Origin of the sequence: Paraburkholderia fungorum (genome assembly GCF_902833645.1) — a bacterium.
Classification (GTDB): Bacteria; Pseudomonadota; Gammaproteobacteria; order Burkholderiales; family Burkholderiaceae; genus Paraburkholderia; species Paraburkholderia fungorum.
Genome location: NZ_CADFGE010000001.1, coordinates 1,150,461 through 1,168,544, shown reverse-complemented (window position 1 = coordinate 1,168,544; position 18,084 = coordinate 1,150,461). Strand labels below are relative to the sequence as shown.

The window sequence follows — 18,084 nt, the reverse complement described above, 5'->3', positions numbered from 1 at the left end:
AGCAGCCACAGTCCTGCAATCCACTTCAGTATCGAAATAAACATGAGCGTAATATGAAGAAAATCATGGGTGTGGTTGCTGGCCTTGTTGTTCTACTGGTTGTCGGCTGGCTTGCAATAACTACAGGCATCCCCAGCGCACCAAAATCCAAGCCCTGCAGCGAGGCATGGCTCAACGACGTAGCCGAACGCTATTTCGACATTTCGGATGGACACGGGCATGGGCCTGACCTGGGCAGTGGCGAGTGGTTGAATTCAGTAGAGGAAAAGTCAAAGTTGCCCGTGCACGCCGATCTTCCTGACGCCAAGAGGTGCGAACTCATTCAGCAACAACTTGAGCGCCACACCTTCATTATCAACCAGCCACTTGGCATCAGCTTGTCATTTTGACGGTGCGGGGAGGCCAAACTTCCCTCTCATCTGGGTGACAACCTGCATGCCGTATTTGCCAGGGCAGGCGCGCCCCTCGTTACCCGGCGCAAGCAACTGATACTCGCGGTGCCCGCCTAGGGCTTTGAGATTGAAGAACTCCTTGAGGGCCGAAATTAAGGCGACCAGGGCATCGATCTGTGCTTTGGTCGGCATCGCGTGATCAAAGGCTATCGCATCGCGACCGATGTCCAGCGACCCTTTGACCTTTTGCCAAAATGATTTCCGGCTGTATTCCTGCTCCCAAGCCTCTCCTGCTTCAGCAAGATTTTCGAGTAGCACGATGCCGAGCTTGCCCGTGTTGTCTCCCGCAACGTGCGATCCGACGAACCGCACATCTCTAGCTTCAAAAATTTCGCCGTTGCACGAGACGGCATAGTGATAACCAATGTCGTCGAAACTCTTCAGGTCGTATTCCTGAGCTTTCTTCATCTGCTCAATAGCGCCCTGCTCATTGACGGCACATGCATAGCTGTGCCCGGCATGGTGAATCACTACGTCGCTGTAATCCCAATTTGATGATTTCAGAGCGTTCTTCGGCGGCTTGGCCTCCCACGAGGACCGTTCAACCAACGAGTAGCCGGATTTTTTCAGAGCAGTGATGATGGCCTGCCGTGTTGCAGCTCGATCATTCACGGTAACAGGCACGACCTGTTCGCTTTTATAGTTGGAAACGGCGTCGCCGGTAGACCAATGTTCAGGCGTGTAGTGATAGTCCGACATGATTAGCCTTGCTGTGGTTTCAAGTCGCCAGTTGGCGCCCGGAACACTAAATGAGCCTGGATATCGCTGCCAGGCCTAGCATCGATATCGGCAAAGCCATTCCCGTCAGTGACACCTTCCCTTGTTTGCCCGTCGACCGTGGCGATGTATTTGCGGTTTGCCAAAGGCTCCTGCGTCTCGCTGTGGACGAACTGAAAACGCCGCCCAACCGCAGACTCGGCGGCTCCGCTGGTTGCACAGTCTTTGGCGCCAGATGACTGGCCAGAACCCTTTCCCGCGTCATCAGAGTCAACGGTCTCCCACATGTCTGAAAGCGAGTGGACCAACCGGGGCTTGTCTTCGCAGCGGCACATACATAGATCATCACTGAGCGCCGGTTGTCTGCCCATAATCTTGGTCGGCCTTCTTGGCCCGTCGCCGACGATACGTCCCTTCGAATTGCACTTTGGACAGTCAGCGTAATCGCCGAGCATGACCAGTGCTTTGTCCATGTTTAGGCAACTGTTGGAGGAGGCGATCGCCGTGCCGCCAGCGGTCGTCTTGTCGCCATGAACAATGTTGTATCGAATCAAAAAAAGCTCCCGACCATTGCTGAACCGCAGGGCTATCGGATGTCACGGCGCCATGCGCCGCCGATCAAGACTTTCCGTCGCGCAAATGAATGACGCCCACGGCGTTATCGAAATCCTTGACGGGCATGTCGAATTGACCCGGCGTTGCGCTGGCCGCCCCCAACGTGAATGCATCGTCAATCAGCCAACGGCCACCTTCTTTCACAAACACGAGATCGGTTCGGCCGACCGTATAGGCCTTCTTCGAGCTGCCGATAAATTCGGCCCAATCGACTCGCGCCCGTACCTCGTTCGGCGTTGCCTGAAGAATCTTCAGTGGACGCGTTATTTTGAGGCGGACGTTGTTGCCATAGCCAGATGGATCCGTATTGATCTCGGAATCCCAGACACGAATATCAAGCATGCCGCTCGAGTTCTCTGCCAGAACGCAGGATTGCTTCATGTATGCGAACAGGCTTTGGGAAAAGAGAGGCTTGAAGATCCGCGTATATGACTGGTCGCGAAATGACTTGCTGCGAACTCGCGGATCCGTTGGGTTGCCCGAGTCATCCACCTTGCTGAATATGCAAGATGCATCCGGATGCGACAGCGCATAGAACTGTTTTGCCGTGGCATCGATTTGAGCCTCATCGGCTGACGACACAGTCGTCTGCTGCGCAGATGCAATAGCGGAGCATAGCGGTACCAACAAGACTCCGATGAGGAGTGCACCTAATTTCATTTGTTGTATTCCTTAACGTACTTATCAAAGTCGGCTTTCAACTGGGCCATCGTGTAGCCCTGATCCTGCGAAGTGCCCGGCAGGCAAGCCCATTCGGCGCGCAGTTGGGCCACCGCATTATCAATGTCGCCCAGGCGCACATAGCCCAGTGCTGACAGTCTGGGCTCCCCTGTTTTCGGGTCTAGGCGTCCCGGTCGACCTTCCATCAAGAAAATGGCAAACCTGTCCTGAGTACGGGGCGAGAAATCGTTTGGCAACGCGCCCTGTTCCAGAAGCTGCCCAGCGGTCCAGACGGACTTGGTCATCTGGTACGCACCTTGGTGCGAAGCGCCTGGCGGGTAGGTCGAGAAATCTTTAATTCCGCCCTGGAGCGTGTAAACCCCTTGCGAAGCGTGATAGGTCTTGTCGTCGCCCAGCAGGAAGAAAGTCTTGGCTTCGCGAGAGCGAAGAATCTTGAGGAATGCTCGCATCCGGGCAATAGGCAATGGATCGCTGAGGCCGTGCTTCCTATAGATGCCACTCACCTCGTAGAAGTGGCGCGTGCCGTCGGCATTCGGACCACTCATACACAGGTAGTTTCGTTTGAAATCGCTGACGTAGTAGTGGTAAGTGCGAATGTCGATATGTCCGGGCTGGCCGTGGCCGTCTGCGGTCTCGGTATCGCCTTTGACGTGATAGACGATGACGTCACCTGGCCACGCCCAACGCGCATCGGGAAGCTCCGCTGTCACGTCTTCGTAGCCCTGCGATTTCAGAAAGGCGCCGGCAACCTTGGCGTAACTACCACCGCCGCCAGCGAACTTGCCGTCCTTGCCTTTCACGAACTTGATCGCATTCGCTTTCCACAAAGCGATCTTGACGTACATGTAGCACTGACCTTTTGATTGCTTGGTCTTTTTGGTGCCGTACTTGATTGTCCCGTCGGAGATCTGTTTCAGATTGACGACGGTCGATGACGACGGCATCGAATATGCGGTTTGCTCCTCTGCGATGGTGGCAAGCTTCTTCGCCGCATCAGCGGGGCTGAGAACCGCCGGCGAGAGCGCAGCGGCGCCCGCTGGCGGCTTCACGCCCGGGACAGTTTTCCCTGCAACCGGGTTCGTTGTCACGCCGAGCCAGTCTTCAATGAAATGCCAGGCGCCATTCACCTTCCGACCAGCCCAGTCGGTGAAGCTTTCTTCAGGCTGTGCCTGAGGATGTCCAACCGCGTCGCGGTTGGTCGCGACGGTTGTCAGGGTAGGTGCCTTACCTGTGCTGCCTTTAATTGCCGCCGGCGGAGCCGCTTTCTTGGCTGGAGCGGGAGCGGGGGGCGCTGGTTTTGGCTGCGGTGCACTGGCTGCGGGCGGCGGCGTGTTCGCTGTTGGCGCGGATTGCGCGGGCGTAGTCGTCGTGTCTACCGCTGGTGTTTTCGCTGTCGTTGTCGCGTCCTGAGAAGCGCTGGGCGCGGCGCCATCCGACGACGCCTCATGCTCCGCCGAGTAAGCTGGATGCACCTCGGAATCGCTACCCTGATTCTCGGGTGCTGGCGGCTCCTTGTAGGTTTCGTCGGGTGAACCGCCATGCTGCTGCGTCTCCCCTTCGAGAAGCATGCTCGGACTCATCAACGTAACTGTGGTGTCCGCTTCGGGGATCGAAAATGCCGTGATCTGTTTGAACGTGCCATCGTCCCGTTTGACATACACCGCGCAATTCGAACCCGCTGCGAAGGTCGTCACTGGAGAAGCAGACCCCATGTCGTCCGTGGTTCCGATTTCGACGTTGCCGTCGGCCTCCAGCCGGTACTGCAGTCCGCTGATGGGGCTGCCGTCGAGGCCGACGAAACGGCACTCTGTTGTGGGCGTCGCCGCGGTTGCCGGAGACGAGTCAGTTGCAGTGTCAGGCGAGCGCTGAGCGGCGACAGGTTGCTCCTGCGATGCTGGCATGTTGGCAGCAACTGACGAGTCCGCCGGGCCGTTCATGTTTCCCTGGACCGCGCTTGGCGCACTGGCGGTGTCGGCTTGCAGTTGCGTCGTCTGCGGCGCGGCGGCGTCGCCCAGCGCGTACGTCTGCACGCCGGCATTTTCATCGTCCTGTGCAGGCAAGACAGGTGGCTGCGTCAAAGAAGTGTCTGCGTCGAGTGCCATGAGTGTTTTTCCTTAGGCTTGCAGATCATTGTCGTGTTCTGCTTTGTGTTTCGAATCAAGGAACACCCGCCATGGATCGTCGCCAACGTATACCTTCAGCTTCGTTTGGTCCTGGGTGAAAACGCGCTGAGTGAAGCCATTCTCATCGAGCGTGCCCGCCGCCACCGTATTTCCAGCAGCATCCTTGACTGTGTAAGGGACGTTGGTGTAGGGGATCGAGAATTCACTACCCAGCAGCGGCTTGGCGTCGAAGCGCTGGCTGAACATCTCGGGTGTAGCCGATACAGGTAACAATGGCAACGGATAGGACATCTGGGCCGGACCCGCAAATGAGTGCTGATTTCCCTTGATGTCTATCTTGCCCGGTGCGTGAATATCGATATTGCCGTCTTTGATGCGTATGTAAGCCCCGCCTGACGTCAACAGAATCTCCTGCTGCGCGGCCGCTTCGATCTTCTCTGTTGCGGAGAGCAGTTTGAGGGTTTTCTGCGCGGTTACCTCGACGTTATCGGAGTGCGCTCGAATCTCAACCTTACCTTTTCCGGCAAAGAGTTTCATGCCGGCGCTCTGCGCGAACAGACTGATTTTCTCGCTGACGCTCGCTAGTAAGGATTTACCCGTCGCGATGTTCGTGCTTTGAGCGCTCACCAGATTGATGTGCTCGGTCGCCGAGAGGTGCGTCGACTTCTGTGTCGCTATCGCGATGCCGGATGGCGTTGCAAACAGCATAATCGGCTGTTTGAATGCGTTCGCGCTCCCCGTGCCGCCGCCTGCTGTGTTACCGCCGTTATTTGCCGCACCTGACACACTGTTCTGCGTCGCATCGATGAATTTTTTCAGCGAATCGTGACCGTCTCTCAAATTTTCCGCCTGATGCGTCTCGCTCGCCTGCGAAAGCGCTTCGATCGTGCTTTCAGAATTGTTCAACTGGCTGCTTGCTGCGCGGACGTCGAGCGGCTGACCGGATGCGCCTGTCGTCGGATGTGTCGAAACGTACAAGCCTTTGCCTGCCCTCACCGCGCCGTATGCATCCGATTTCAGATCGAAACCACTGCCAAGATACGCGCCTCGCGAGTTTCCTGTCTGCGCAATCAGATAGCCGAGGTGCAATTGCGAGTTTGCACTGCTGCTGTACATCTGCACACGGTTCTGTCCGGTCGCGTCATCCATCACGAACTGGTTGTACCCGCTACCCTGATACTCCTTCGATTTGTATCCGGACAGGATGCCGTTCGAATGCCAGTCAGGCGTCTTCGCTCCGTTGTAGACACGCGCGGTGACGATGGGTTTGTCGCAATCTCCGTCGAGGAATGAAACGATCACTTCCTCGCCGATGCGCGGCACGTGCACCGCGCCGTGGCCACCGCCAGCATGCGACTGCGCGACACGCACCCAGCATGAAGCGTTTTCGTCTCCGGAATTCAGGCGGTCCCAATGCATCTGGACTTTGATGCGGTTCAATGAGTCTGTAAAGACTTCTTCATTCGCGGGCCCGACCACGGTCGCCGTTTGCATATGCATCTCCGGCTTGTGATGTTCAAACGGGCTGCGGAACGGAATAGTTTTGCGCTGCGCTTCGACGGTAGCCATAAAGAAGCCTTCGCTGCCGTCGCTGGCTCTGATCGTTAGGGACGCGTCCGTGTTATGAGCGGCGCGGGCGGCGGCGACGGCTCCGTTCAGGCTGTGCGGGAAGTCTGTCGTACCGCTCGAAACCGGCAGGTTATTCTCGATCACCCACTCAACGCCGATCACCGCGAACTGCCGCTCCTGCTGGCTGCCTGCGTTGTGGTCGGGATGATTGTCCAGTTCGAACCAGCGGCCGGCATCAATGCGACGTACCGCGCCCACACCGTGGAAACGCTTCGCCCGCGATTCCCACTCTTCCATCCGCATTTTCGACAGATGATCGCCGCGGTTCTGCTGTCCGTATGTATAGGCACCGGTGTACTCGTACACCTCCGCCTGCTGTGGCAGGTCGCCCTGCGTGGTCAGTGTGGGGATCGACGTTCCCTTGGGATTCGCGGACGATGACGGCGCCTTGTAGTCGAACGTCCGCGTGGTGAGCGTAGTGCTCTGCAGCGTGCGTGTGCCGCTCCACTGAACAAACGCATCGGTCTCGCTGTTGGTACCCGAGCGATAGAAGTCGATGGTTTGCGGCGATAGCGGTCGCAGGGTGCCGATGTCGTCCGTGACCACCAGCGTGTGCGATTTGCCGTCAGCGGCCTGCTCGAAATAGCCGAACAGTCCCTCTGTTTCCATCAACCGGTGACAGAAATTCCAGTCGTCTTCGTATTGCACACAGAACGAACGCTGCGGCAATGGATTGCGCAATACAAAACGGAATGCACCTTGCGCCTGCGGATGCATATTGAAGACATCGGTGAGAATTTCATCGACCGGTTTATCCTGCCAGATTCGTGCATCTTTTCTGAAACGCAGAAAATGCATCCACGAGACAAAGCCGATCTGATAACTGGTAATGGCGCTATCGGAGCCCAAACGACGGGCGGTATGGACATAACCGTGATGCGGGGCGTACGACTGGTCGATTTGCTGGATCCAGAGCGTGACGGGCTGGGCAATCAGCGTTTTGAGCTCGATGTTCGCGTTGGTCGAAACGGCGTCGAGCGTGAACTCGTAAGCTCGACCCAGGCGGGAATGACCCGCCAGCCTTTGCGGCAAGAGGACATTGGCGCCCAGCGGAGTGTCAAGTTTCAGCAGGCGATCGCTTTGTAACACGCCACCCTTTATCGCCGCTATTATGTCCCGTGCTCCCATACCGCCTCTTGATTATACGATTTGCGCCCCCGCGCTATCGCGCGATAATACAAAAGATCAGACGTTTGACGCAATCGTATAATGAAAAACAAATGTTAAATTCGACCGATTACCTATTCAACGGCTGAGCAACAGAATTTTCGGTAAAAACGGCATCCGTCTCTTGCGTCGACACCCCGCCCGGGAAAATATTTACCGATCGGGAGATAGTGATCTCGCACTTATCAGAATGAGATGTTTTCTAAAAGGGGTAATGCAAAGCGCATTATTATTGCTGGATGCGTACCCAATGTTTTGCAAAGGTCTGGATGAGTCGCCGCAAAAGTGCGTCGCGAGGTATTGAGTAAAGCGCTACAGGGCGCATTCCTTTTTTCACCTGTGAATTGAGGTTGAGAATGCATTGGCGCTGGCTTCAACATAGGGGGCAGTCAGACCTGACCGCTGGAGGTTGGGACCAGCGCGGTTCCCGAAGCAAGTGGGACGCGTCGCCCGTCTAGACGTGCAGGCGCGCATGGCGACAGCCGCATGCACGCATTTCCGGGAATACTGGCTCCGCCTGCATTTACCTGCTGGATTCTGCATCGACCGGACGAACCTGCCACCAAGCGATCCGATCGAAGATCCCTTTCAACTTCGCCCCCCTTGCCGCATTCAACATCCCAGCATGCGCAACCCTCCCCGCCAGATGCGCCCGAAAATCCTCATGCCCCTTGCGATTCTGTGAACCCGGCCCATGCCTCACGCAGTTCGTCAGCACCGCTTTCAGAACATCAAACTCCGTCCGCGCGAGATTCGGGTGACTGTTCACCACAACCCCAGCCAGATGCTGCCTCGTCCCCCGCCGCATCACCCGCGTCTTCCTTAAATTAACCGCAAACCCTTCTTCAATAGCAATCGCCGCCACACGAATCTCAAGCCGCCGCGCCATCCGCGCGAGATCCTCCCCACCAGAAAACGCCAGATCATCGGCATACCGCGTATAGGTCGCCCCTAAAGACCGCGCCAACCCAGCGAGTCTCAGATCCAGCCGAAACGCACACAGATTCGCCAACGCTGGCGAAGTCGGCGCCCCCTGCGGCAAATGCCGATTCTGATACCGCTGCCGTTCCTGCCAATCGATCCTGTCGCGCACATCCGGCGCCACCAGCCAACCACTCGGCACACGATTGGTACACAGCCCAGTCAACGCCCGCGCAACATTCAACGGATAACCCAAAGCACGTATCACGGAGTAAACGCGCCCCGCATGCACAGACGCAAAGAAATCCATCAAATCAAAGCGAATCACGACCGCTTTACCCGCATGAGGCGCCGCGAACGTCACCGTATTCCGCCCACGTCGAAAACCATGCACCGCATCGTGAGCAGGAACCCGATCGAGCAAACCGTGAAGCACTTTCCTCTGCAAGGCCCGCAAACGCGATTTAGGCACTTCGATAATCCGACACCGACCGTCGCGCTTTTCGATCGCCTTGTAAGAATAATGATGAAGCGGTGTCGCCGCACTCTGCGCCGGCACACGCCAGCGATCGGCAAACCAGTCCAGTTCGTCCGGCTCAACTTCCAGCCACATAGCCAGATCGCCAAGCGTCGGCAACTGCGGCAACGCCACGCCGTGCAACCAGGGCGGAGGCGGCCGCTGAACAGGCGGGCGAGGTAATACGCGCACAACCCGCGGCCGGCTCTCACCCCTCCAGGCCGCGACAAACCCCGTGTTCTCAGCAACAACCTTCGACAATTCTTTACCGTCGACACTGTCCCACCGCGCGCCAAATCGCTTCGCAATCCCGCGCGCCAATCCATTCATCCAATCCGCGCGTTCGCCCAACACAAGCGTCATCCGCTCGACCATCGCGGCGGCCTCGGGCGGCCCGGCCAGCATGGCATCGGCGATCGCATAGGTGACAAATTGCAGGGAGGATTGCGGCATAGAGCAGAGGTAGGGGCGGGCCAGCCAGTCAACGCGTCTTGTGCTGCGTGAGCTCGTTTGCGCAATGCGCAAGTCACGCTCATGCGACGAACTGCGGAGGTCTTTCTAATCCACGGGGTAGCCCCGTAGTGCCCGGAACGAATACTGCCTGTACCCTGGCAAGCTTGACCAGCCGACCCGCGAGTCGAAGATAAGCGACGCGGCCAGGCGCTGTCAACGCATTGGCACTACGAAACAATCTTTCGCGACAAAGTTTCACACAAGTGTCGATTGAAGGACACGTGCACAAACATCCCCTCCGCTTGTCACCCGGTCGTAACAAGCGACCTAGCCCACCGGCAAAGACCCACCCACTTATCCACACCCCCCTCTGGACAACTTTTGTACAAGCCACCTGACACGTTGTGGGCGAAACCTTGATAAATCCGCGACCTCGCGCGGTCAGTCAAAAGTTTTCCCTGGCTCCTTGCCTCTGTTCGCCCGCGCTCCGCAGGGTTATCGATTCCGCAGTCCCTTGATCCGTAAACGAAGATTCAAGTTATCCACAGCCAGGTGCGAGGCTTGTTAACTATTACTACGTATACATATACAAAGACTATAAAAACCAGAGAGGCATCCGGAAAGCACGCTGCGTAAACATGCACAAAGCGGACAGAACAAACAGAACCAGGCCAAAGCCCTCAAACCAGCGGCAAACAAATCTCCGTCAGCAAGTCAGCAGGCGCAGTCTCCTTCGGACTATTCAGATACTCCTCAAACACCGGCGCATCCGCAGCCTCACGCCCCGACTGCACGAGCCACGTCCCATACAACCACTCATAAGCCGCCCGCATATCGCTATACGGTCCCTTATGCCGCAACACCGCGTACTCCCCACCTTTCACATGCGCCACTGAAACCGGCGGACTCACCGTCACCGAAGCCTGCACCGGATGCGGCAACAAAACCCCAGCCTTCGACCGCAACTCATCCTCCGCAACAACTCCAGGATCATCGTAGTAAATCCCGATCATGCGCATCTGCCCTGCCAGCAAATTATGTTTCGCCAACCAGCCGAACAAGCCATCGAACGCCTTTCCGATCTGCATATACGACCCCACGTGATCCACCGACAAAACCTCCATCGGCTCAACGTGGTGAATCACCACTTCACGCATCATCATTTGATCGTCTCCTGAAAGTGCCGGGCGAAACCGGCTATGCGTACCCTGCTTGCGATACTGCGCCGGCGGGATGCCAAAAACCGCGCGAAATGTGCGGGAGAAAGACTGCAAACTGCTATAGCCCGAACGCTCGGCGATTTCCGCGATCGGCATCGAGCCATTCGCCAGATATCCCGCCGCGCGATGCAAGCGCAAACGCCGCACAGTCGTCGCCACCGTCTCGCCATACATCGCCTGATAGATGCGATGCCAGTGATACGGCGACATGCAGGCAAGCTCCGCCAACCGTTCGATATCCAGCGGTTCGTCGAGATGATCGTAAATATGGTCGAGTACGCGGCTCAACCGCGTTTCGTAGCGCGCCCGATTGTCCGACGGGTTCATGACTAAGTGGCCAATAAAGAGAAGATTGCCGAAGGGATGCGAACCAAAGTACCACGTCCCCATTTACCAAATCCTGCGAATATCGCCAAAGCACGGGTGAGCGGAATTAAGCATCCGCTCACACAATCGCCCCCCAAACTTTGCCGAATTTCGATAACACCTCGAATAATGGCTCACTACCATCGGCTGAAGCCTGTCCGCCCGTGCACCGCAAAGCCTTGCGGCGTCGAGCAAGCGGCAACATCAGGAGGGTCCGATGAAGTCAGAATCCAAAAGTCAGCACGTCGGTAAAGTCGCGCATCACGAGTTGAAGCAGACGCTCGGCACGTGGCAACTGTGGGGGATCGCGGTCGGACTGGTCATCTCCGGCGAGTATTTTGGCTGGAGCTACGGCTGGGCGAGCGCCGGCACGCTGGGCTTCGTCATCACGGCGATTTTTATCGCGGCGATGTACACCACCTTCATTTTCAGTTTCACCGAACTCACCACATCGATTCCGCATGCTGGCGGCCCGTTCGCCTACGCGCGTCACGCGTTCGGTCCGACCGGCGGTTATCTGGCGGGTGCGGCGACCCTGGTCGAATTCGTCTTTGCGCCACCCGCCATTGCGCTCGCGATCGGTGCCTACCTGCACGTACAGTTTCCGGGACTCGAACCGAAACACGCGGCCATGGGCGCGTATCTGGTCTTCATGGCGCTGAATATCGTCGGCGTGCAGATCGCCGCGGCCTTCGAGTTGTGCGTGACGCTGCTAGCGATCTTCGAATTGCTGGTGTTCATGGGCGTGGTGTCACCCGGTTTTCAGTGGTCGAACTTCACGAAAGGCGGTTGGTCCGGCGCGGACACGTTCAGCATGGGCTCGTTTCACGGCATGTTTGCAGCGATTCCGTTCGCGATCTGGTTTTTCCTTGCGATCGAAGGCGTGGCGATGGCTGCCGAAGAAGCCAAAAATCCCAAACGTTCGATTCCGATCGCCTATGTCGCCGGTATTCTGACGCTGGTGCTGCTCGCGATCGGCGTGATGGTGTTCGCAGGCGCCGCCGGCGACTGGACCAAGCTCGCGAACATCAACGATCCGCTGCCGCAAGCCATGAAATTCATCGTCGGTGAACATAGCGGCTGGATGCATATGCTGGTGTGGCTCGGCCTGTTCGGGCTCGTCGCGTCGTTTCACGGCATCATCCTCGGCTACTCACGTCAGATCTTCGCGCTGGCTCGCGCCGGTTATCTGCCGGAGTGGCTTTCCAAGGTGCATCCGCGCTTCAAGACGCCGCATCGCGCGATCATCGCGGGTGGCTTGGTCGGCATCGCCGCGATCTATAGCGACGAGCTGATCCAGTTCGGCGGCCAGACGCTGACGGCGAACATCGTGACGATGTCCGTATTTGGCGCTATCGTGATGTATATCATCAGTATGTTGTCGCTGTTCAAGCTGCGCCGCTCGGACCCGAACATGGAGCGGCCATTCCGGGCGCCGCTGTTTCCGTTCTTTCCGGCGTTCGCGCTGGTGGCCGCGGTGATTTGTCTGGCTACGATGGTTTACTTCAATTTTCTGGTGGCCATCGTGTTCGCGATCTTCCTCGCGCTGGGCTACGTCTACTTCCTGTTGACGCGCCATCAACGCGAAGCAGCACCGTCGGACGCCTTGCTCGAAGAGTGACGGATCGAGCCGCTGTGCAAGCAGCGGCGATGGAGTCGTAAAGATGAGCTACACCGAGACAATCGGCAGCCGCACATATCGTTTCGCCGACCTGAAAACGCTGCTGGCAAAAGCCAGTCCACAGCGTTCGGGGGACCAGCTCGCGGGCGTCGCGGCCGCGAGCGAGGAAGAGCGCGTCGCGGCCAGGATGGCGCTGGCGCAGGTGCCGCTGCGCACGTTTCTCAACGAAGCGTTGATCCCGTACGAAAGTGACGAGGTCACGCGCCTCGTGATCGACGATCACTCGCCGCAGGCGTTCGCCGAGATCTCGCATCTCACGGTCGGCGATTTTCGTAATTGGCTGTTGAGCAGCACGACGGATGCCGACGCGCTGACGCGTATCGCCGCCGGCCTCACGCCGGAGATGGTGGCAGCGGTCTCGAAGCTGATGCGCAATCAGGATCTGATCGCTGCGGCGCGTAAGCGTCCGGTGATTACGCGCTTTCGCAATACGGTCGGCTTGCCGGGCCACATGTCGGTGCGTCTGCAACCGAATCATCCAACCGACGATGTCAAAGGTATCGCCGCCTCAATGCTCGACGGTCTGATGTACGGCTGCGGCGACGCGATGATCGGCATCAATCCGGCTAGCGACAATCTCGCCGCGATCACCAGGCTGCTGCTGATGATCGACGACTTTCGCCTGCGCTATCAGGTGCCCACGCAGTCTTGCGTGCTGACTCACGTCACCAACACGATCGCTGCGATCGAGAAGGGCGCGCCGGTCGATCTCGTGTTTCAGTCGATCGCGGGAACGGAGAAAGCGAATGCAGGTTTCGGCATTTCGCTTGCGCTACTGCAGGAAGCATATGAGGCGGGTTTATCGCTGAACCGCGGCACGGTTGGCAATAACCTGATGTATTTCGAAACGGGGCAAGGCAGCGCGTTATCGGCAGATGCGCATTTCGGCGTCGATCAACAGACGTGTGAGGTGCGCGCCTATGCCGTGGCGCGCAAGTTCAATCCGTTCCTGGTGAACACGGTGGTCGGTTTCATCGGACCTGAATACCTATACGACGGCAAGCAGATCACGCGTGCGGGTCTTGAAGATCATTTCTGCGGCAAACTGCTTGGCGTGCCGATGGGTTGTGACATCTGCTACACAAATCACGCCGAAGCCGATCAGGACGACATGGATAACCTGCTCACGCTACTCGGCGTAGCGGGTATCAACTTCATCATGGGCATTCCGGGTGCGGACGATGTGATGCTCAACTATCAAAGCACATCCTTTCACGACGCTCTTTACGTGCGCGATGTGCTCGGCCTGCGCCGTGCACCGGAATTCGAAGAATGGCTGGAGTCGATGCAGATTACCGACGCACGTGGCGCGTTGCTGAGTGCCTCGCCGCATCAACCGTTGCTGGAAGGCGCGAATGACTGGATGGGCACCGTATGAGCGAGTTCCTCGAAAAGAATCCATGGAATGCGCTGCGGCAGTTCACCAACGCACGCATCGCGTTGGGCCGCGCGGGCAACAGTTTGCCGACGGCGCCACTACTGGCGTTTAACCTGTCACACGCGCAAGCGCGCGACGCCGTGCATCATCCGCTTGATACAGACGTGCTGCACGAACAACTGCGCGCGCAAAACTTCAGCACGCTGGATGTGCACAGCGCCGCGCCTGATCGCGAGCATTATTTGCGACGGCCCGATCTCGGCAGGCGTTTAAGCGATGAGAGTCGCACAGCGCTTGTGCAACTCAAGGCTGAATCCTCCGACGTGGTCTTCGTGATCGCCGACGGCCTCTCGGCATTCGCCGCGTCGAAACAGTCGATTCCGCTGCTGCAAGCCGTCCGCGCAAAGCTGGCTGACTGGAAGGTCGGCCCCGTCGTGGTCGCGCGTCAGGCTCGCGTCGCGCTTGGTGATGAAGTTGGCGAACTGCTCAATACCAGACTGGTTGTGATGCTGATTGGCGAGCGTCCGGGATTGAGTTCGCCGGATAGTCTTGGCATCTATCTGACGTACGCGCCGAAAGTGGGTTGCAGCGATGCGCAACGCAACTGTATTTCGAACGTGCGGCCTGAAGGTCTTAACTACGAATCGGCCGCACACAAGTTGCACTATCTGCTGACGCATGCCCGACGCCTGGGATTGACCGGCGTCGGCTTGAAAGACGACAGCGATGCACTGCTTGCGAGCGCGCCGGTAACGCCCGCAGTCAGCAGTAATCCGAACGAAGGCGTCACATAAAAACGCTAGGCACCCACCCGCTCCACCGGATGCGCTTCGAGCCACGCATTCTCAGCGTCCTCGAAGAGCCGCGAGCGCGTCAAAAATCGCAAGCCACTCGGCCGTTCCAAAGAGAACATCCCGCCATTGCCGGGCACCGCGTCGATGATCAATTGTGTGTGCTGCCAGTATTCGAACTGCGACTCGCTCATGTAGAACGGCACACCGGCAATCGCGCCGAGCTTCACATCGGACGAACCGACCATGAACTCGCCCTGAGGGAACATCATCGGTGCGCTGCCGTCGCAGCATCCGCCGGATTGGTGAAATAGCACCGCCCCATGTTCAGCGCGTAGCTTCCCGATCAATTCGATCGCGGCAGGCGTGGCGATCACGCGAGCCACTTCCTTCACATCAGCCATCACATGTCCTCGCTGAAAAATAGCGAGCCGCGCAATGCGGCCCGCCCGGACAGAGTCGTTACCGCTTAGAAGAAACCAAGCGGCTTGTCGCTATAGCTGACCAGCAGGTTCTTGGTCTGCTGATAGTGGTCGAGCATCATCTTGTGATTTTCGCGGCCAATGCCCGATTGCTTGTAGCCACCGAACGCGGCATGCGCCGGATACGCGTGATAACAGTTGGTCCACACGCGACCCGCCTGGATTTGCCGGCCGAAACGATAGGCACGCGTGCCGTCACGCGTCCATACGCCGGCGCCCAGGCCATAGAGCGTATCGTTGGCGATCTCGAGCGCTTCGTCTTCATTCTTGAAGGTCGTCACGGAAACGACCGGGCCGAAGATTTCTTCCTGGAAGATGCGCATCTTGTTGTGGCCGCGGAACACGGTCGGCTTCACGTAGTATCCCTTGCTCAGTTCGCCGCCGAGCGTATTGCGCTCGCCGCCGATGAGACATTCCGCGCCTTCCTGCTTGCCGAGATCCACGTACGAGAGGATTTTTTCCAGCTGTTCCTGCGAGGCTTGCGCACCGATCATCGTTTTCGTGTCGAGCGGATGGCCTTGCGTGATTGCCGCCACGCGCTTCAATGCGCGTTCCATGAAGCGGTCGTAAATCTTTTCGTCGATCAACACACGTGACGGGCACGTGCACACTTCGCCCTGATTCAGCGCGAACATCGTGAAGCCTTCGAGCGCCTTGTCGAAATAGCTGTCGTCTTCGTTCATCACGTCGGCGAAGAAAATGTTCGGGCTCTTGCCACCGAGTTCCAGCGTCACCGGAATGATGTTCTGGCTTGCGTACTGCATGATCAGGCGACCCGTGGTCGTCTCACCCGTGAAAGCGATCTTCGCGATGCGCTTGTTCGACGCGAGCGGTTTGCCGGCTTCGAGGCCGAAGCCGTTCACCACGTTCAGCACGCCCGGCGGCAGCAGATCGTGGATCAGTTCGAGCAGCACGAGAATCGAGGCCGGTGTTTGCTCGGCCGGCTTCAGCACGACGCAGTTGCCGGCAGCCAATGCGGGTGCGAGCTTCCACACTGCCATCAGGATCGGGAAATTCCACGGAATGATCTGGCCGACCACACCGAGCGGTTCGTGAAAGTGATACGCGACGGTGTCGTGGTCGATCTCGGAGATGCCGCCTTCCTGCGCACGCACGGCGCCGGCGAAATAGCGGAAATGATCGATGGCGAGCGGGATATCCGCAGCCATCGTTTCGCGCAGCGGCTTGCCGTTGTCGATCGTCTCGGCCACGGCGATGCGTTGGAGATTCGCTTCCATCCGATCGGCGATACGGTTCAGGATGTTCGCGCGTTCGGTGGTCGACGTTTTACCCCACGCTGTTTTCGCGCGATGCGCGGCGTCGAGCGCGAGTTCGATGTCGGCTTCGCGTGAGCGCGGGATCGACGTGAACGGCTCACCGGTGATCGGCGATATGTTGTCGAAGTACTCGCCGCCCACGGGCTTCACCCATTCGCCGCCGATAAAATTCGCATACTGCTTTTTGTACGGGAATTCGGTAGTCAGAAACTGCATCTCTGCGTGATTCATCTGTGTGCTCCTCACATGATTGAATGGGCTATATTCGGCGCGATATTTCGCTTGGCCGCGAGAGGCTAGAGCCAGAACTGTGCCAATGCACCGCGCTGGTGAGTGGTGCACGCGCAGCAGGCACGTCTGCGAGGCTGCGGCTCGCAGCGCGGATCAGGGTGCGGAGGAATGAACGTTTCGTTTCTGACCAGTGTGCGCAGCGCTGTTCAGAAATTGAACAGGTTGTGAGCACCGGTTTGCGAGATCATGGCAAAGTGAGAAGGAACCAAAGCGGCAATGCCGTTCGGCATGGGAATTGCCTTCCTTCTCGCCTCGATACTTCGTTTTCGCAGATCCGGTATGACGATTGAATTCCGCAACGACAGCCAGACAGCATCGGCACATGCGCAACAGCCGAGTTTTTGCGTGCAGACCCGCGTCGCTTATGACGCCGACGAACAGGCTCGCAATCTCCACGGCTGGAACCAGACCTACGACCAACTGACGGCGGGCCGCTTCGTCGGCGGTTTGACGGAGCTGTGTGTCGATCACATGCAGGTGTTCGTCGAAACCACGAGCCATACGCTGCGGCAAACCTGCGAGGTGCAGAAGGACGCCTACTGGTTCGGCATTCCAATGTGCCCCGAGGGTTCCGGTCGGATCGACGGGCAGGTTATCGCGGACGATGCGCTCGCCGTTCGTCCGGGCGGTATCGAATTCGAATTACTGACCTCGGCGGGTTACGAGATTTTCGGCGTGGTGGTGAAGGGTGAGGTGCTGCGCCGATATGCGGCCGAAGTCGAACGCGTCGGTTTGGCCGATCGTTTGCCGGACATGGAAATCGTGTCGATCGGCACGGCTCGTAAGGCGCGTCTGTGCGCCTCGCTGCGGCAGCTTCTCGATGACGGCGCGGCGAGCGGTGCGCCACTGTCCGCGTTCGCGCGCAATAATTTGCAGGCGTCGGTGCTGGCTTCGTTGTTCGACGTCGGCGCGTTACCGTCCGATGAACTGATTGAAATGCCCACGCGTGGGCGCCGTCAGTCGATCGTGTCGGAGGCGCGAGAGTATGTGCTGGCTCATCGCGACCGCGCGATCAACGTGCCGGAGTTGTGCGAGCGTTTGCATGTGAGTCGTCGCACGTTGCAATACTGCTTTCAGGATGTGCTGGGAATGGCGCCCGCCACCTATTTGCGGACGATTCGCCTGAACGGCGCGCGGCGCGATTTGTGTAATGCGTCGCTTGCATCACGTTCGGTGCAGGATGTCGCCGCGGCGTGGGGTTTCTGGCATCTGAGCCAGTTCGCGACCGATTACCGGAAGCTGTTCGGCATGCGGCCTTCCGAGACATTGAAGGCCGCGCCTGGCACGCACCCGCTCACGGGTGACCGTTCGTCTGCGCACTGA

The 18,084-nt window shown here is 58.2% G+C and carries 14 protein-coding genes; 5 read left to right on the top strand and 9 right to left on the bottom strand.

From position 1 onward, the window contains the following. Window positions 1–53: 53 nt before the first annotated feature. A complete protein-coding gene (locus HWX91_RS05270; protein ID WP_028197678.1) occupies window positions 54–389 on the top strand; it encodes a hypothetical protein in 336 nt (111 codons plus the stop codon). On the opposite strand, the gene HWX91_RS05265 is transcribed toward HWX91_RS05270, so the two are convergent. The 7 genes from HWX91_RS05265 to HWX91_RS05235 form a co-directional block, all read right to left on the bottom strand. Next, complete coding sequence (locus tag HWX91_RS05265) at window positions 381–1,151, bottom strand: peptidoglycan recognition protein family protein (protein ID WP_028197679.1); 771 nt, start codon at window positions 1,149–1,151, stop codon at window positions 381–383. The two genes, HWX91_RS05270 and HWX91_RS05265, sit on opposite strands and share 9 nt — an antisense overlap. A gap of 2 nt (window positions 1,152–1,153) precedes the next feature. Further along, window positions 1,154–1,723 (bottom strand): PAAR domain-containing protein, encoded by a 570-nt coding sequence (locus HWX91_RS05260; protein WP_063627883.1) that lies wholly within the window; start codon window positions 1,721–1,723, stop codon window positions 1,154–1,156. A 64-nt stretch (window positions 1,724–1,787) separates the two neighbouring features. Continuing rightward, on the bottom strand, window positions 1,788–2,444 hold the full coding sequence (locus HWX91_RS05255) for a hypothetical protein (protein WP_244143994.1): 657 nt from the start codon (window positions 2,442–2,444) through the stop codon (window positions 1,788–1,790). Then, window positions 2,441–4,567: a flagellar hook-length control protein FliK gene (locus HWX91_RS40605; protein ID WP_244143993.1), complete on the bottom strand. Its 2,127-nt coding sequence runs from the start codon at window positions 4,565–4,567 to the stop codon at window positions 2,441–2,443. Before HWX91_RS40605 ends, HWX91_RS05255 begins: the two co-directional genes overlap by 4 nt. A gap of 12 nt (window positions 4,568–4,579) precedes the next feature. Then, a complete protein-coding gene (locus HWX91_RS05245; protein ID WP_081833145.1) occupies window positions 4,580–7,345 on the bottom strand; it encodes a type VI secretion system Vgr family protein in 2,766 nt (921 codons plus the stop codon). A gap of 562 nt (window positions 7,346–7,907) precedes the next feature. After that, a complete protein-coding gene (locus HWX91_RS05240; RefSeq protein ID WP_042275625.1) occupies window positions 7,908–9,275 on the bottom strand; it encodes a reverse transcriptase family protein in 1,368 nt (455 codons plus the stop codon). Between the two features lie 680 nt (window positions 9,276–9,955). Further along, a complete protein-coding gene (locus HWX91_RS05235) occupies window positions 9,956–10,822 on the bottom strand; it encodes an AraC family transcriptional regulator (RefSeq protein WP_028197681.1) in 867 nt (288 codons plus the stop codon). Window positions 10,823–11,078: 256 nt separating this feature from the next. Here HWX91_RS05235 and eat point away from each other — a divergent pair, with 256 nt between their 5' ends. Genes eat through eutC form a run of 3 tightly spaced genes read left to right on the top strand, consistent with a single transcriptional unit; the run spans window position 11,079 to window position 14,714 of the window. Continuing rightward, on the top strand, window positions 11,079–12,482 hold the full coding sequence (eat, locus tag HWX91_RS05230; RefSeq protein ID WP_028197682.1) for an ethanolamine permease: 1,404 nt from the start codon (window positions 11,079–11,081) through the stop codon (window positions 12,480–12,482). A 43-nt stretch (window positions 12,483–12,525) separates the two neighbouring features. Next, window positions 12,526–13,920, top strand: a complete 1,395-nt coding sequence (locus HWX91_RS05225; protein WP_028197683.1) for an ethanolamine ammonia-lyase subunit EutB — start codon at window positions 12,526–12,528, stop codon at window positions 13,918–13,920. Continuing rightward, entirely contained in the window at window positions 13,917–14,714 is a 798-nt protein-coding gene (gene eutC / locus HWX91_RS05220) for an ethanolamine ammonia-lyase subunit EutC (protein WP_028197684.1), read from the top strand. The genes HWX91_RS05225 and eutC overlap by 4 nt, the downstream gene beginning before the upstream one ends. A 5-nt stretch (window positions 14,715–14,719) precedes the next feature. On the opposite strand, the gene HWX91_RS05215 is transcribed toward eutC, so the two are convergent. Continuing rightward, window positions 14,720–15,115, bottom strand: coding sequence for a DUF779 domain-containing protein (locus tag HWX91_RS05215; protein WP_028197685.1), 396 nt, complete (start codon window positions 15,113–15,115; stop codon window positions 14,720–14,722). Window positions 15,116–15,180: 65 nt separating this feature from the next. Continuing rightward, window positions 15,181–16,701, bottom strand: a complete 1,521-nt coding sequence (adh, locus tag HWX91_RS05210; protein WP_028197686.1) for an aldehyde dehydrogenase — start codon at window positions 16,699–16,701, stop codon at window positions 15,181–15,183. 339 nt (window positions 16,702–17,040) lie between these two features. On the opposite strand from adh, the gene HWX91_RS05205 reads away from it, so the two are divergent. Further along, window positions 17,041–18,084, top strand: a complete 1,044-nt coding sequence (locus tag HWX91_RS05205) for a helix-turn-helix domain-containing protein (RefSeq protein WP_028197687.1) — start codon at window positions 17,041–17,043, stop codon at window positions 18,082–18,084.